Origin of the sequence: Phenylobacterium sp., from assembly GCF_035944335.1 — a bacterium.
GTDB lineage: Bacteria > Pseudomonadota > Alphaproteobacteria > Caulobacterales > Caulobacteraceae > Phenylobacterium.
Genome location: NZ_DASZBG010000010.1, coordinates 85,102 through 98,806, shown reverse-complemented (window position 1 = coordinate 98,806; position 13,705 = coordinate 85,102). Strand labels below are relative to the sequence as shown.

Below are 13,705 nucleotides of genomic sequence, written 5' to 3'. Positions count from 1 at the left end.
GCGTCCAACATAGGACGTGGCGATCACGTTTGCACCGGCCGCCGCTGGCTAGCTGACGTTCGGGAACTTTCGTGCCAAGGTCGGCATCGAACACGGTTACGGGAGGAGGTCCGCCATGGCGACGACCCTGAAGACGGTTCTGCTGGCGAGTGCGGTTCTGGCCGTGAGCGCGGCCCTGGGCGCGACGACCGCCCTGGCTTCGGGCGGCGGCGGGGGGGGTGGCGGCGGCACGTCGATGCCCAGCGTCTCGGCGCCCCAGTACGACCCGGCCGCCGAGTATGCCAAGGCGGTCACGGCCATGAAGGCCAAGCAGTACCGCGACGCCGCCCGCGCGGCCGAACACGTCACCGACGCCGCGCCGAAGAACCCCGACGCCTGGCACCTGCTGGGAGCCGCCAAGGCCGGCGACAACGACTGGAAGGGCTCGCGGCGCGCCTACGAGAAGATGGTCAAGCTGGCGCCCGACAATGTGGTCGCCCACGCCGGCCTCGGCCTGGCGCTGGCCAACCTCAAGGACGCCAAGGCTCAAGGCGAGGTCGACTGGCTGAAGGCCAAGGTGCAGGCCTGCGGCGACACCTGCGCGGACGCCGCGACGCTGAAGGCCATCACCCAGGAAGTGGAAGGCGCCGTGGGCGGCGCGCCCGTGACCAAGCCCAGCGCGGCCCTGACCGGCCCGATGCTGTTCGGCGGGCCGAAGTCCGGCGACGCGGCCTATGTGCAGGCCGTCAGCCTGATCAACGAGAAGCGCTACGACGAGGCGCTGAGGTCGCTGTCCCAGGCCCAGGCCGCATTCGGCCCGCATCCGGATATCCTCACCTACGAGGGCTACACCTGGCGCAAGAAGGGCGACTACGCCCGCGCCGAGCAGTACTACAAGCAGGCCCTCGCCATCGCCCCCAATCACATGGGCGCCACCGAATACTATGGCGAGCTGAAGGTGGAGCGCGGCGACATCGCCGGCGCCAGGAAGCTGCTCGCCAAGCTCGACAGGATCTGCGCCTTCGGCTGCGCCGACGAAGAGGAACTGCGCCGTTGGATCGAGCTCGGGCGCGATCCGCAGCACTAGGTTTCGGCCTTATCCTGGCCGCGGCGGGCGCGATCGCGCTGGCGGCCAGCCCCGCTGAGCCGCCGATCCGCGGCATGCGCTGGGCGCCCCGGGACGTCGATCCGGTGGCGACCTTCGCGCACGTCCCGACCGAGTGCCTGGCCTTGCCTGCCGATCCAGCCCGGCGCCTCAGCGTCGAGGTCGGCCGCGCGGCGTTCCGCACGCCGGTGCTGCTGGGCGGCCAGGCGGCCCGCGCCGGCGTCAATTGCGAAACCTGCCATAAGGCCGGACGCAGCAATCCGACCTTCCTGTTCCCCGGCGTCTCCGGCGCGCCGGGCACGGCGGACGTCACCGACTCCCTGTTCTCCACCCACCGCGGCGACGGCATCGACAATCCCAAACCCATCCCCGATCTCAGCGGGCCGAAGACCCGGCTGAAGGTCGATCAGAGCCGGGCGAACAGCCGGCTCGAGTACTTCATCCACGGCCTGGTCACCGAGGAGTTCGACGGACCCGAGCCGCCGAAGGCGGTGCTTGCGGGCTTGGCCGACTATGTCCGCGCGCTCAGCCCCGCCGCCTGTCCGAAGGCGGCGACCGAGCCGCTCAGCGTCGCCTATTTCCTCACCGATGCGCGGCGCGCCATAGCCGCGGCAAACGGCGAGCTCGCCGCCGGCGACGGCCCCGCCGCGGTGCTGATGCTGGCCTCGGCGCGCACCCGCCTGGGGCTGATCGACGAGCGCTTCGCAGGTCCTGCGCTCAGCCCCTCGCGCCAGCAGATCCGCGCCGCCGACCGCCGCCTCGCCGACCTGCAGGACGCCATCCGCGCCCACCGGCCGGACGTCACGGCCAGGCTCGATGGCTGGCTCTCGGATTCGCGCAGGCTGGAGGCCCAACTCTCGGCCAAGGCGGCGGCCTCGCTGTTCAATCCGGCCCGCTTGACGCAGGCCGCCCGGCGGCGCTTGCCCGGCTAGCCCTCCTCCTATATTCGCACGCCTTCCGACGGTGACGCCGTGGGGTGAGGTGGCCGAGTGGCTGAAGGCGCACGCTTGGAAAGCGTGTTTACGGGAAACCGTAACGTGGGTTCGAATCCCACTCTCACCGCCACGCAGTCTGGAGGGACCGGCTGCTAGCTACCAACGAAACGACCGGCAGGGCCACCCGAGAATGACCTTCCCGAAGGCACGCTGAACGCGTCCGAAGCGCCGGGATACAAACGGCGGCGCAGCATCGCCGAGTCGCCGAGGCGAAACGGCGCGGATCAAGCCTCCGATGGCCAGGCGCAAAGCGAGCAATCGTGGGGGCGAGGCGGTTCGCCGCCCCCTTCAGAGTTCCACCATCTCGAACTCAACCTTGGTCGCCCCGCAATCCGGGCAGCGCCATGACCCTGGGACCTCGCTCCAAGCCGTGCCGGGCGGCACGCCGCTGTCCGGATCGCCGAGCGCTTCGTCGTAGGTCCAGCCGCAGTTGGCGCACATCCAGCGCTTCATCGCCGGACGTCAGTCGAAAAGGACGTGGATGTGCCGAGGCTTGCGCAGCAGGAAGCCGCGAATCTCCGGCGGCGGCATGTGCGGATCAAGGCGAAGGTTCGGCAGTCGGTCCAGAAGCGCGTTTAACGCCCGGCTCATCTCCACGCGGGCCAGGTGCTGGCCAATGCAGACATGGGGTCCCGTGGCGAAGGCCAAGTGACGCGGCGGCTGCTCGCGGAAGATGTCGAAGCGGTCCGGGTCCGGATAACGCAGCGGATCGCGGTTGGCCGAGCCCAGCACCACGTCGACCACGGTGCCCGCCTTGAGCGCCACGCCGCCCAGCTCCACGTCCCGGGCCACCCAGCGCCAGGTGGAGGTGACCGGTCCGTCCCAGCGCAGCGCCTCGTCGATCGCCTTGGGGACCAGGCCGCGGTCGCGGCGAACGGCCTCCAGCTGCTCGGGGTTGGACAACAGGCAGGCCAGCAGCACGCTGGTCGCGCGATAGGTCGTGTCTCCGCCGGCGTTCATCAGCTGCCGCAGGAAGGAGATCAGGACCTCGTCCGGGATCCGCTGGCCGTCGGCCTCGGCGGTGGCCAGCACGCTCACCAGACCCGCGTCGGGTGAGCGCCGGCGCTCGGTCACCAGGGCTGCGAAATAGTCGCCGAGCTTGCGGCTTGCCTCCAGCCCGCTCTCCATGTCGACCACCATCACGGTGAGGCCGACGGCCAGCTTGTGGAAGGTCTTCACGTCCTCCGCCGGCAGCTCGAGCTGGCGATAGATGATGTTGAACGGGTAGTGCAGGGTGAAGTCCCGCACGAGGTCTGCGCGGCCCCGGCCCTCGAAAGCCGACACCAGTGTCTGCACCACCGGATCGACCAGGCTCTCGCCCCAGGTCGCCACGACTTGCGGCAGGAAGGCCTTCTGGAAGATGCGCCGGTAGGCCGGGTGCTCAGGCGCATCCATGGTGGAGATCGTGCGGCCGAAGCTCAGGCCGAGGTTGTGCTGGAAGGCCTCGTTGGTGAAGGTCTCGGGATCGGTGAGCACGCGGCTCACGGCCTCGTAGCCAAACACGCTGTGGTGGATGAAGCGGCCGAGCGTCGGGTCCGGCCGGTCCGTGAAGAGCTCGCGGTAGGCGCCCGGATGTACCGGCCCCGCCTCGCGAAGGGCAGCGATCCGCGGATAGGGATCGGCCAGGTCGCCATAGACCAGCTCCTCCGCCATGAACGGATCGAAGGCCGGATCGTCCATGTCGGCGATGCGCGGGATCGGCAGGACGGGGGCGTTCATGGCCGTTCCTCGTTTCGGGAGAGCCCCAGGGCGGAGCGGATCGCCTCGCAGATCGGCAGGATCGGGTCCGCCGCGGGGTCGCGTGTGTTGAACATGCGGTTGTGGCAGATCGCGACGGCAAGGCCGGTGTCGGGGTCCGCCCAGCCGATCGAGCCGCCGGCGCCCGGATGCCAGACGGCGCGCGGGCTCCCGACCTTGGGTCCGCCCAGCCAGTAGCCGCCCTGGCTGATCGGCAGCGGGATGCCGAACATCACCGGGTCCGGTTCGTCGCTCATGGCGCGCGGGACGCTGAACGAAGCCACGCGCTCGGCGGAGAGCAGGCGCACGCCGTGCAGTTCACCGCCGCCCGCCAGCATGGCGAAGAAGCGCGCCTGGCTGCGGGCGGTGAAGATGCCCCCGACGCCTGGGATGCAGGCGCGGCGCACGTCGGGCCGTTCGAACACCGCCGGAACCAGGGCGACGGCGGGCGGCATGGAGGCCGCGAACAGGCTGTCGGCCGGCGGCGGCGGATCGGAGGCGTTGGCGTCGCTGAGGCGGGCGATGCGCGGCTCCGCGGCCCGGGGGATACCCAGCCAGAGGTCGGCGCAGCCCAGCGGCTCAGCGATCTCCTGGCGGACGAAATCGGCGAAGGCGCGGCGCCTCGGGTCCGTGCGCCGGACGATCTCGCCCACGATCCAGCCGAAGGTCATCGACTGGTAGGCGGTCGTCTCGCCCACTGGGAACAGCGGCGGCAGGTCAGCGATGGCGATCGCCATGGCGTCCCAGTCGCACATCATTTCCGGGCTCACGCCGGCCGGCATCTGCGGCACGCCGACACGGTGGGTGAGCGCGTGGCGCACTGTGGCTGCACCCTTGCCGTGCGCTGCGAACTCCGGCCAGTAGTCGGCGATCGGCGCGTCGTAATCGACGAGGCCGCGCTCGGCCTGGATGTGCAAGGCGGTGGCGGTGATCGCCTTTGTCACCGAGAAGACGTTGAACAAGGTGTCGCCGTCGACGGGCTGTCCGATGGACGGATCGGCGAGGCCCGCCCAGACGTCCAGCACCTGCCGGCCGCCCAGATAGGCGCAGACCTGGATCCCCGTCTCGCGGCCGGCGGCCACGGCATCCTCCAGCGCGCGGCGCACCAGGAGCGGCGCCTCCGCCACGCGATCAGCCAAGACCTGGACGCCCATGTCGCCTCCTCCCGCCGACGGATTGGCTCCCGCTCGTGGCGATGGCATGACTGTATAGTGGGTGCTATACAACGGCAAGTTCGTCGCCCAATAAGTTAGATGATTAGGGGAGGGCTCCATGGCGGGAAGCGTAGGCCGGTTGGCCGGCAAGGTCGCGGTGGTCACCGGCGCCGGGCGCGGCATCGGCTTTGCCATCGCAAGCTTGCTGGTGCGCGAGGGCGCCAAGGTGGTTGTCAACGACCTGGGCGGCGGACCCGGCGGCGGCGGCCGCGATGAAGGCGTCGCCATGCGCGCGGCCGAGGCGCTGCGCGCGGAGGGCGGCGAGGTGCTGGCCGAGACCTCCAGCATCGATGGCTTCGAGGGCGCCGCCCGCCTGGTGGAGGCCGCGGTCAGCGGCTTCGGGCGCATCGACCTGGTGCTGAACAACGCCGGCATCGCTCGCCCCGGCGGGATCGCGGAGATGACGCAGGCCGACCTCGACGTCGTCCTGGCGGTGAACCTGAAGGGTTACGCAGGCATGATCCATCATGCCGCGCCGCACTTCCTGCGCCAGAAGGCGGGCGTGGTGGTCAACATGGCCTCGCCCTCCGGCTTCGGGCACCGCGGCAACACGGCCTATGCGGCCGCCAAGGAGGCCGTCGTCGGCCTGACCCGCTCTGCGGCTCGCGACCTCGGTCCCTTTGGCGTCCGCTGCAACGCGCTCAGGCCCATGGCGGGCGGCTCGCAGATGTCGACGCCGGCGATGATCGAGTCGCTGGCGACCTCGGCGCGACTGGGCATCCCCCCGCTCTGGAACCGCTGGCCCTCGCCGGACAGTCCGCCACCTGGGCCCGAACAGGTGGCGGCGGTCGCCGTCTGGCTGTGCACCGCCGGCGCTGCGGCAGCCAACGGGCGGGAATTCTATGTCGCCGGACAGGAACTCGGCCTGATGCCGGAGCCGGAGCTGCAGCGGGCAAGCTTCGAGCCGGGTGGCTGGACCCTCGACGCCCTCGACCGGCCGAGCGTGGCGGCCTACCTGCTGGGCGGGGTGCGAAACGCCTTCGCGGGGACTCAGCCGGCCAGCGCCTGAGGCGCTTCCATTAGCTCGCGGAAGGCCTGCAGCAGCCGGGCGCCGGTCGCCCCGTCCACCGCCCGGTGATCGCAGGTCAAGGTGACGGTCATCTGGGTGACGGTTACGACCGCGCCGTCGCGGGGCGCCAGCCGCGGCTCGGCGGCGGCCACCGACAGAATGCAAGCCTGCGGCGGATTGAGGATCGATCCGAAGGCGCGGACCCCAAACATCCCGAGATTGGAAACCGTGAAGGTGCCTCCGGTGTATTCGTCCGGCAGCAGCCGGCGGGTCCGGGCCCGGCGCGCCAGCTCGGCGATCTCGTCCGAGATCTCACGAACGCTCTTGGCCTCGGCGCTGCGCACGATCGGGGTGAGCAGTCCGCCCTCCACCGCCACGGCCACCGCGATGTCGGCGTGGGCGTGGCAAACCAGTCCCTCGGGCGTGTAGCTGACATTAGCCTCGGGGGTACGCGCTAGCGCGAGCGCGCAAGCGCGCACGACTAGATCGTTCAGCGAAATCCGCGTTTCGCCCTCCGCGTTCAGCGCCTGGCGCAGGGCAAGCGCCGCGTCGACGTCGACGTCCATGACGATCGGGAAATGCGGGACCTCGCGCGCGGACTCTGCGGTCCGGGCCGCGATGGCGCGGCGCAGCGGCGTCAGAGGCTCGAAGCGGTACGAGCCCCGGGCGATGCCAGCGGCCTCCAGCGCCGCCGCCTGCGCCTCCGACGGCATGCGAACCTTGGCCGATAGGCCGGCCGCCTGGGTCATGTCAGACTCCATGAAATGGCAATTCGTCAACGTAGGTATATAAGTTATTGCATTCGGTCCATAGCGTCGGTATGTAAAGTGACCGCTTGATAGCGGGCAACGAACAAGCCCGGTCGCAAGCCAGGCACGGAGGAAACCATGGGGAAGACCCTTACCGCGGCGCTCCTGGCGGGGGTGGCCAGTATCGCGTCGACAGCCGCGAATGCAGCGACCGCAGCCGCCGCTGACGGCCCGAGCGCCGGCCAGACCCAGGTAGAGCAGATCGTGGTCACCGCCCGCCGCCAGGAGGAGAACCTGCAGCGGACGCCGGTCGCGGTCACTGCCACCACCGGCGCCAGCCTGGATCGGGCGCAGATCACGCGCGTCGATCAGCTGCAGAACATCGCTCCGGGTCTGGTCGTCCAGCCCGCCGTGGCCCAGCCCGGCTCGGCCGCCTTCTCGCTGCGTGGCCAGGCTTCGCCGGACGGCCTGATCGCCGTCGACCAGTCGGTGGGCGTCTATGCCGATGGGGTCTATGTGGCCCGGTCGTCCGGCGCCCTGTTCAACTTCGTCGACGTGGAGCGCGTCGAGGTGCTGCGCGGCCCCCAGGGAACCCTGTTCGGGCGCAACACCACGGGCGGGGCGATCAACCTCATCTCCAAGAAGCCCACCGCGGAGTTCGAGGGCATGGCCCGGCTGCGCTACGGCAACTTCGGCGCCTGGGAAGCCACGGGCATGGCGAACCTGCCCATCGTCGGCGACCAGCTGGCGTTCCGCGGCGTCTTCCAGCACAGCCAGCACGACGGCTATGGCCACAACCTGGCCTTCAACCAGTCGATTGGCTCGGACAAGACCGACTTCTTCCGGGGCTCGCTGCTGATCGCGCCGCACGACCAGATCTTCCGGGCTCTCATCGAGGGCGACTACACCGACCGCCGGACCGGCGGCGAGATCGTCGGCCTGAAGTCGTTCACTCCCACCGGCACCAACGGCGCCTTGGTGGCGATCTGCTCAGGGCCGAACGCGCGGGCGACCTGCCCCTTCAAGGGGCCGGCCGGCGACAGCCTGGCCAACTATGCGGTCGACGTGATCGGCAAGGGCCACTTCTGGGACGTCTACAACAGCATGCCGGGCATCTACGGCAACGCGAAGACCGGCGGGCTCAGCGCCACGGTCGACATCGACCTGGCCGAGCACCTGAAGCTGAAGTCGATCACCGCCTGGCGCGCGATCCGCACCGCCGCGATCTCCGACAACGACGGCACCCCCTATGTCTTCTCCGGCGGCCTCGCGCTCACCGACGGCAACTTCATCAAGCAAGACCAGATCTCGCAGGAGCTGCAGCTTACCGGCGACATCCTCGACGGGCGGCTGAACTATATCGGCGGCGCCTTCTATTTCGCCGAGCACGGGCTCGACAAGTCGAAGAGCTACTCGGTGTTCCCGCTGAGCGCGGCGCTCGGCTACAACGAGGCCTATGTTCGCAACCGCAGCTCGGCCGTCTATGGCCAGCTGACCTACAAGATCACCGACGACCTGCGGTTCACCGGCGGCCTGCGCTACACGGACGACTATCGCTGGATCAAGCGGATGAACCGCGCCGAAAACCCCGGCAACAGCGGCAATTTCACCTGCAGCATGGCCGCCTCGACCTTGGACCCGGGCGTGTTCTGCCAGGCCACCAACGACAAGAGCTTCAACTACGTCTCCTACACCGCCGGCTTCGACTGGCAGGCGATGGAGGGCGTCTTCCTCTACGCCAAGACCAGTCGCGCCTATAAATCCGGCGGTTTCAACACCCGCGCGGTCACTGGCGGTCCGGCGGTGGGCTTCGCGCCCGAGAAGGTCACCGACTACGAGACGGGCGCCAAGCTCGACCTCCTGGACCGCCGCATGCGGTTCAACGCGGCGGCCTTCTACACCGACTACCAGAACGTCCAACGCAACGTGCCGGTGGTGGTGCCGGGCTCAACGGTGCTGTCGTCGGGCATCCAGAACGCCGCCACGGCCGAGATCAAAGGCCTGGAGGTGGAACTGACGGTGCTGCCGGTCCGCGGCCTGCAGCTCAGCGCCGCGGCGACCTTCCTCGACCCGAAGTACAAGACCTTCAACGTCCCGCTGACGCCCACGACCTCGCTCGATGTCAGCGCCACGCCGTTCAACTACGCGCCGAAGGTCGCCTATACGCTGTCGGCCGACTACACCACGCCGGTCGGACCGGGGGACCTCAACCTGCACCTGGACTACGCCTATCGCGGGACGACCTATTCGGTGGGGCCGCTGGTTGGCGCCGGTCTGTTCGGGGCGACCAACCCGGACACCAATCGCATCCCCGGCTACGGCCTGATCAACGGCCAGGCGACGCTCACCCTGCAGGGCGGGCGCCTCGAGCTCGGCATCTTTGGCCGCAACCTCGGAAACACGAAGTACTACCAGCGCTTCCTGGCGCTGCAGGACACGGCCCTGGGGATCACGGCCTACCTGCCCGGCGACCCGCGCACCTACGGCGCCGAGGTCACCTACCGCTTCTGAGGAGAACGGGACGGTCGGATACCCACCTCCCACCGGCTGTCGCCTGAGGCCGCTCCCGAAAGGAGCGGCCTCCTTTTTTCAGCTTACAGAGGCCGCGCCGTGAGGGGCGGCCTTTTTCTTCGCGGAAACGGTCGGCGGCTCAGGCCGCGGGCGGCGTCCAGACGAGGCGCAGCTCGGTCACGCCATTGACCATGCCGGTGGCGATGCGAGGCCGGGTCCCGGGCTCGATCCCGAACTCCGGGATCACCGCCAGCCATTCCTCGAGGAACACCCTGAGTTCGCGCCGGGCCAGGACCGAACCCGGACAGGTGTGCGGGCCCGCCCCAAAGACGGCATGGCGGATCGGCCGCTCGCGATCGAAGTCGACGGAAAGCGGATCGGCGTTCACGGCTTCGTCGAGGCCATGGAGGCAGTTTGGGACCTGCACCAGGTCGCCGTCCCGGAACCGCACGCCTTGGAAGACGAAGTCGCCGACGATCTGGCGACCGGTATTGGAGAGGCCGTGGCGGCGGATGATTTCTTCGGCGGCGTGCGGGATCAGCTCGGGCTCGGCGACGAGCCGCCGTCGGTGCGCCGGATGCATCGCCAGGAACCGGGCGGCGAAGCCCAGCATGGAGGCCACCGTGTCGAGGCCACCGAACAACAACAGCATGCAGGCGCCGAAGATCTCCTCCCGCGTCGCCGGCCGCTCGCCGATCCGGCCGGCGATCACCTGGCTGATCAGGTCCTCGCCCGGCGCCACGGTGCGCGCGTCGATCCATTTGGCGAGATAGCCCGCCATGTTCCGCTGGGCTTCGGCCCGGCCCTCGACGGAGGGGCCGCGAACCATCTGTTCGGCCCACGGCAGCAGGGTCTCGGCGTCGGACTGCGGCAGATCCACCAGCTCCAGGAAGACCACGATCGGCAGCACCCGAGCGAAGTCGGCGACGAACTCGCAGACGCCCGCGGGCGCGAGGTCGCGGACCCGGTTCCGCGCCACCTGACGCACGCGTTCCTCGAGCAGGTTGACCACCTTGGGCAGGAAGGCCGGCGTGATCAGGCGCCGGTACGGCGTGTGCTCCGGTGGGTCCATGGTCAACATGGTCGGGAACATGTGCGGCTGCGGCGGCAGCAGGATGTTGCGGTGGGAGAAGCGGGTGTGGTCCAGCTGGACCACTTCGATGTCGGCCGCGCGTGTGACGATCCAGTGACCGCCGTTGCGCGGCGTCCAGAAGATCGGCGGCCCACGATCGCGCAGCCGCAGCCAGGCCTCCTGCGCGTCCTCCTCGCCCTCGATCAGGTGGAAGAAGTCGACGTCGCGGACCAGCTCGGCCGGGATGTGCGCGGGACGCGCGGCGGGCTCCAGAACAGCGGCCTGTGACATGCGGATCTCCTCAGCCGACGGAGTAGCCGCCGTCGACGACCAGTTCGTGACCCGTGATGAAGCTGGAGGCATCGCTCGCCAGGAACAGGATCGCGCGGGCGAGTTCGATGGGCTGGGCGATGCGCCCGAGGACGACGCGGCCCGGCATGGTGATGGGCCCCTTCACGACCAGTCCTGACGCCCGGATCGCGGCGCCGCCCTCGGTGTCGACCCCGCCCGGCAGCACCGAGTTCACGCGGACGCCATCGCCGGCGAACTCCACCGCGCAGGCCCGCGTGATGGCGTCGACGCCGGCCTTGGAGGAATCGTAGTGGGTGTTGGCGAACACGGTCGGCCGCTGGGCGCTGACCGAGGAGACGTTGACGATCGAGCCGCCGCCGGAGGTGCGCATGGCGCGCACCGCCTCTCGGGTGCAGAGGAAGGCGCCGCGGGTGTTGACCGCGTGCATGTGATCCCACTGCTCGACGCTCATCTCCATGAAGTCGGCCTTGGGGCGGAACGCGGCGTTGTTGACCAGTACGTCCAGTTTCCCGAACGCCTCCAGCGCCGCGGCGAACATGGCCTTCACCGAGGCCTCGTCGGCGATATCGACGTGGACCGCCAGCGCGCCCGCGAGCTCCTGCGCCACGGCCTCGGCCGCCGGCAGGTTGATGTCGGCCAGCACCACCTGGGCGCCCGCCGCGGCGAACAGGCGGGCGGTGGCCTTGCCGACCCCGGAACCGGCGCCCGTCACGATGGCCGTCTTGCCGTCGAGCGCGAAGGGGGAAAGCGCTTCGGCGTGGGGATCCTCGGCCATGGCCCTACTCGATGGTCCCGACCAGCTCGCCGACCGGATAGATTTCGCCGGGCTCGGCAGAGATGCGCAGCACCCCGCCCACCGGCGCCTCGATCTCGGTGACGGTCTTGTCGGTCTCGATGGCGTAGACCAGAGCGCCGGAGGAAACCTGGGCGCCGTCGGCGGCCAACCATTCGGTAAGTGTGGCCTCGGTCATGCTCATGCCGAGCTTAGGGATGCGCAGTTCGGTGCTCATGGTCAGTCCAGCGTGGCTCGGATGGCGGCTTCGATCTCGTCGGCCTGGTAGATGAACGCCTTTTCGAGGGCGGGCGAGAACGGCACCGGCGCAAAGCGTGAGCCCACCCGGCGCACCGCGCTCTTCAGGTCGCCGAACAGCTCTTCGTGGATGCGCGAGGAGACCTCGGCGCCGACCCCGAAGTTCTTGACCGCCTCGTGCACGACGACGGCGCGCTTGGTGCGGCCGACGGAGTTCAGCACCGTCGTCTCGTCGAAGGGGGCGATGGTGCGCAGGTCGATAACCTCGACGGAGATCCCCTCCCCGGCCAGCTTCTCGGCCACCGCGGAGACCTCGTTCATCGGCCGGCCGTAGGTGATCACCGTCACGTCGTCGCCGGCGCGGGCGATCTTGGCCTCGCCGAGTTTCGCCCGATAGCCGGGCTCCGGCGCCGGCCCCTGGGCGCGGTAGCTGGGGATGTTCTCGATGAACAGGCAGGGGTCGTCGTCCTCGATGCAGGCCATCAAGAGCGCCTTGGCGTCGGCGGGATTGGAGGCAGTCACCACCTTCAGGCCGGCGGTGTGGGCGAACCAGGCCTCCAGCATGTCGGAGTGCTGGCCGCCGTTGCCGGTGCCCGCCCCGGTCGCCGTGCGGATGGTCAGGGGCACGGCCGTCTGACCGCCGGACATGAAGCGGATCTTGGCGGCGTGGTTGACGATCTGATCCATCGCCACGGTGGTGAAGTTCATCAGCATGATTTCGGCTACCGGCCGCATACCGGCCAGCGCGGCGCCGACCGCCGCGCCGATGATCGCCTGCTCGGAGATGGGCGTGGAGCGCACGCGGGCCGCGCCATACTTGGTGGACAGCCCCTTGCTGGCGTTGAACACCCCTCCGCCCTCGCGGTCGGCCACATCCTCGCCGAACAACAGCACCTCCGGATCGGCGGCCATGGCCTCGTCGAGCGCCATGTTGATGGCCTGGGCGAAGGTGATCTTCTCGATCAGCACGGCCGGGTTCACGGGGGCGTTCATGCGGCGAGCTCCGCCTTGAAGACGTCGCGGCGGATCTCCGCGGCGTCGGGGAAGGGACTTTCCAGCGCGTAGGCGACGGCTGCCTCGAGCTCCGCCTCGATCGCGGCTTCCATCGCCGCCAGCTGCGTCTCCGAAACCTGCAGTTCGATGAGCCTGGCGCGGAACGCCGGCACCGGGTCGGCCGCGACGGCGGCCTCCATCTCGGCCTTCGGGATGTAGGCGGAGGGATCGCCGAAGTAGTGGCCCATGAAGCGGAAGGTCTTGGCTTCGATGAGGGTGGGCCCCTCGCCGGCCCGGGCCAGCGCCACCGCCTCGCGGGCGGCCGCGTGCATCAGGGCGGGGTCGTTGCCGTCGACGGTGACGGCCCGCATCGCGTAGCTCACCCCGCGGTCGGCGATGGTCGCGGCGGAGGTGCCGTCGGCATAGCGGGTGGATTCCGCATAGCCATTGTTCTGGCACACGAAGATCACCGGCAGTTTCCAGACCGAGGCCATGTTGAGGCTTTCGTGGAAGGCGCCGATGTTGCTGGCTCCGTCGCCGAAACAGCAGACCGTCACCCGCCCGTCGCCGCGCACCTGCGAGGACAGCGCCAGGCCGTTGGCGATCGGCAGGCCGGAGCCCACGATGCCGGTCGTCACCATGACGCCAGTCTTGGGATGGGTGATGTGCATGGGGCCGCCCTTGCCCTTGCAGGTCCCGGTGGCGCGGCCGGCGTACTCGGCCCAGAGCTCCCGCACCGGGACGCCCTTGGCGAGCTGGTCGTGGACGCCGCGATAGGTGGTCACCAGATAGTCGTCCGGGCGGAGCGCCGTCATCAAGGCGGCCGAGAGCACCTCCTGGCCGCGCGGCGAATAGTAGGCGATCGCCAGCTGGCCGCTCTTGATCAGGGCGCGGAACCGCTCGTCGGTGCGGTTGATCAGCACCGTGCGGCGATAGATCTCCAGAAGGGTGTCGCGGTCCGGGGCCGCGTCTGCGGGCTTGGCCATGGGTTCAGGTCCC

The 13,705-nt window shown here is 69.6% G+C and carries 13 protein-coding genes and 1 tRNA gene; 5 read left to right on the top strand and 9 right to left on the bottom strand.

From position 1 onward, the window contains the following. Positions 1-115 precede the first annotated feature (115 nt). The 3 genes from VGT80_RS01880 (at position 116) to VGT80_RS01870 (ending at position 2,149) form a co-directional block, all read left to right on the top strand. Positions 116-1,066, top strand: coding sequence for a tetratricopeptide repeat protein (locus tag VGT80_RS01880; protein WP_327452370.1), 951 nt, complete (start codon positions 116-118; stop codon positions 1,064-1,066). Between the two features lie 74 nt (positions 1,067-1,140). Continuing rightward, on the top strand, positions 1,141-2,016 hold the full coding sequence (locus tag VGT80_RS01875; protein WP_327452368.1) for a hypothetical protein: 876 nt from the start codon (positions 1,141-1,143) through the stop codon (positions 2,014-2,016). A gap of 43 nt (positions 2,017-2,059) precedes the next feature. Further along, positions 2,060-2,149 (top strand) — tRNA-Ser (locus tag VGT80_RS01870). A gap of 218 nt (positions 2,150-2,367) precedes the next feature. Here VGT80_RS01870 and VGT80_RS01865 read toward each other — a convergent pair. Genes VGT80_RS01865 through VGT80_RS01855 form a run of 3 tightly spaced genes read right to left on the bottom strand, consistent with a single transcriptional unit; the run spans position 2,368 to position 4,970 of the window. After that, positions 2,368-2,532 (bottom strand): rubredoxin, encoded by a 165-nt coding sequence (locus VGT80_RS01865; RefSeq protein WP_327452366.1) that lies wholly within the window; start codon positions 2,530-2,532, stop codon positions 2,368-2,370. A 9-nt stretch (positions 2,533-2,541) separates the two neighbouring features. Beyond that, complete coding sequence (locus tag VGT80_RS01860; RefSeq protein ID WP_327452364.1) at positions 2,542-3,798, bottom strand: cytochrome P450; 1,257 nt, start codon at positions 3,796-3,798, stop codon at positions 2,542-2,544. Further along, a complete protein-coding gene (locus tag VGT80_RS01855; RefSeq protein ID WP_327452362.1) occupies positions 3,795-4,970 on the bottom strand; it encodes a serine hydrolase domain-containing protein in 1,176 nt (391 codons plus the stop codon). The genes VGT80_RS01860 and VGT80_RS01855 overlap by 4 nt, the downstream gene beginning before the upstream one ends. A 118-nt stretch (positions 4,971-5,088) precedes the next feature. Here VGT80_RS01855 and VGT80_RS01850 point away from each other — a divergent pair, with 118 nt between their 5' ends. Next, positions 5,089-6,039, top strand: a complete 951-nt coding sequence (locus tag VGT80_RS01850) for an SDR family oxidoreductase (RefSeq protein ID WP_327452360.1) — start codon at positions 5,089-5,091, stop codon at positions 6,037-6,039. Here VGT80_RS01850 and VGT80_RS01845 read toward each other — a convergent pair. Continuing rightward, a complete protein-coding gene (locus VGT80_RS01845; RefSeq protein ID WP_327452358.1) occupies positions 6,021-6,788 on the bottom strand; it encodes a 2-oxo acid dehydrogenase subunit E2 in 768 nt (255 codons plus the stop codon). The two genes, VGT80_RS01850 and VGT80_RS01845, sit on opposite strands and share 19 nt — an antisense overlap. Before the next feature lie 138 nt (positions 6,789-6,926). On the opposite strand from VGT80_RS01845, the gene VGT80_RS01840 reads away from it, so the two are divergent. Continuing rightward, positions 6,927-9,299: a TonB-dependent receptor gene (locus VGT80_RS01840; RefSeq protein ID WP_327452356.1), complete on the top strand. Its 2,373-nt coding sequence runs from the start codon at positions 6,927-6,929 to the stop codon at positions 9,297-9,299. A gap of 139 nt (positions 9,300-9,438) precedes the next feature. Here the strand turns inward: VGT80_RS01840 and VGT80_RS01835 are convergent, their stop codons facing one another. From VGT80_RS01835 to VGT80_RS01815, 5 genes are read right to left on the bottom strand one after another with little or no spacing between them, the layout of a single operon-like run. Next, on the bottom strand, positions 9,439-10,662 hold the full coding sequence (locus VGT80_RS01835; RefSeq protein ID WP_327452354.1) for a cytochrome P450: 1,224 nt from the start codon (positions 10,660-10,662) through the stop codon (positions 9,439-9,441). Between the two features lie 10 nt (positions 10,663-10,672). Continuing rightward, positions 10,673-11,458: an SDR family NAD(P)-dependent oxidoreductase gene (locus VGT80_RS01830; protein WP_327452353.1), complete on the bottom strand. Its 786-nt coding sequence runs from the start codon at positions 11,456-11,458 to the stop codon at positions 10,673-10,675. 4 nt (positions 11,459-11,462) lie between these two features. Continuing rightward, positions 11,463-11,693: a biotin/lipoyl-containing protein gene (locus tag VGT80_RS01825; RefSeq protein ID WP_327452352.1), complete on the bottom strand. Its 231-nt coding sequence runs from the start codon at positions 11,691-11,693 to the stop codon at positions 11,463-11,465. A gap of 2 nt (positions 11,694-11,695) precedes the next feature. Further along, entirely contained in the window at positions 11,696-12,706 is a 1,011-nt protein-coding gene (locus tag VGT80_RS01820; protein WP_327452351.1) for an alpha-ketoacid dehydrogenase subunit beta, read from the bottom strand. Then, complete coding sequence (locus VGT80_RS01815) at positions 12,703-13,692, bottom strand: thiamine pyrophosphate-dependent dehydrogenase E1 component subunit alpha (protein ID WP_327452349.1); 990 nt, start codon at positions 13,690-13,692, stop codon at positions 12,703-12,705. The genes VGT80_RS01820 and VGT80_RS01815 overlap by 4 nt, the downstream gene beginning before the upstream one ends. Positions 13,693-13,705: the final 13 nt, after the last annotated feature.

Coding starts and splice junctions, on each gene's coding strand:
- VGT80_RS01835 (WP_327452354.1), bottom strand. CDS start 10,662: ATGTCACAGGCCGCTGTTCTGGAGCCCGCCGCGCGTCCCGCGCACATC.
- VGT80_RS01865 (WP_327452366.1), bottom strand. CDS start 2,532: ATGAAGCGCTGGATGTGCGCCAACTGCGGCTGGACCTACGACGAAGCG.
- VGT80_RS01850 (WP_327452360.1), top strand. CDS start 5,089: ATGGCGGGAAGCGTAGGCCGGTTGGCCGGCAAGGTCGCGGTGGTCACC.
- VGT80_RS01880 (WP_327452370.1), top strand. CDS start 116: ATGGCGACGACCCTGAAGACGGTTCTGCTGGCGAGTGCGGTTCTGGCC.
- VGT80_RS01875 (WP_327452368.1), top strand. CDS start 1,141: ATGCGCTGGGCGCCCCGGGACGTCGATCCGGTGGCGACCTTCGCGCAC.
- VGT80_RS01830 (WP_327452353.1), bottom strand. CDS start 11,458: ATGGCCGAGGATCCCCACGCCGAAGCGCTTTCCCCCTTCGCGCTCGAC.
- VGT80_RS01820 (WP_327452351.1), bottom strand. CDS start 12,706: ATGAACGCCCCCGTGAACCCGGCCGTGCTGATCGAGAAGATCACCTTC.
- VGT80_RS01855 (WP_327452362.1), bottom strand. CDS start 4,970: ATGGGCGTCCAGGTCTTGGCTGATCGCGTGGCGGAGGCGCCGCTCCTG.
- VGT80_RS01845 (WP_327452358.1), bottom strand. CDS start 6,788: ATGACCCAGGCGGCCGGCCTATCGGCCAAGGTTCGCATGCCGTCGGAG.
- VGT80_RS01860 (WP_327452364.1), bottom strand. CDS start 3,798: ATGAACGCCCCCGTCCTGCCGATCCCGCGCATCGCCGACATGGACGAT.
- VGT80_RS01825 (WP_327452352.1), bottom strand. CDS start 11,693: ATGAGCACCGAACTGCGCATCCCTAAGCTCGGCATGAGCATGACCGAG.
- VGT80_RS01815 (WP_327452349.1), bottom strand. CDS start 13,692: ATGGCCAAGCCCGCAGACGCGGCCCCGGACCGCGACACCCTTCTGGAG.
- VGT80_RS01840 (WP_327452356.1), top strand. CDS start 6,927: ATGGGGAAGACCCTTACCGCGGCGCTCCTGGCGGGGGTGGCCAGTATC.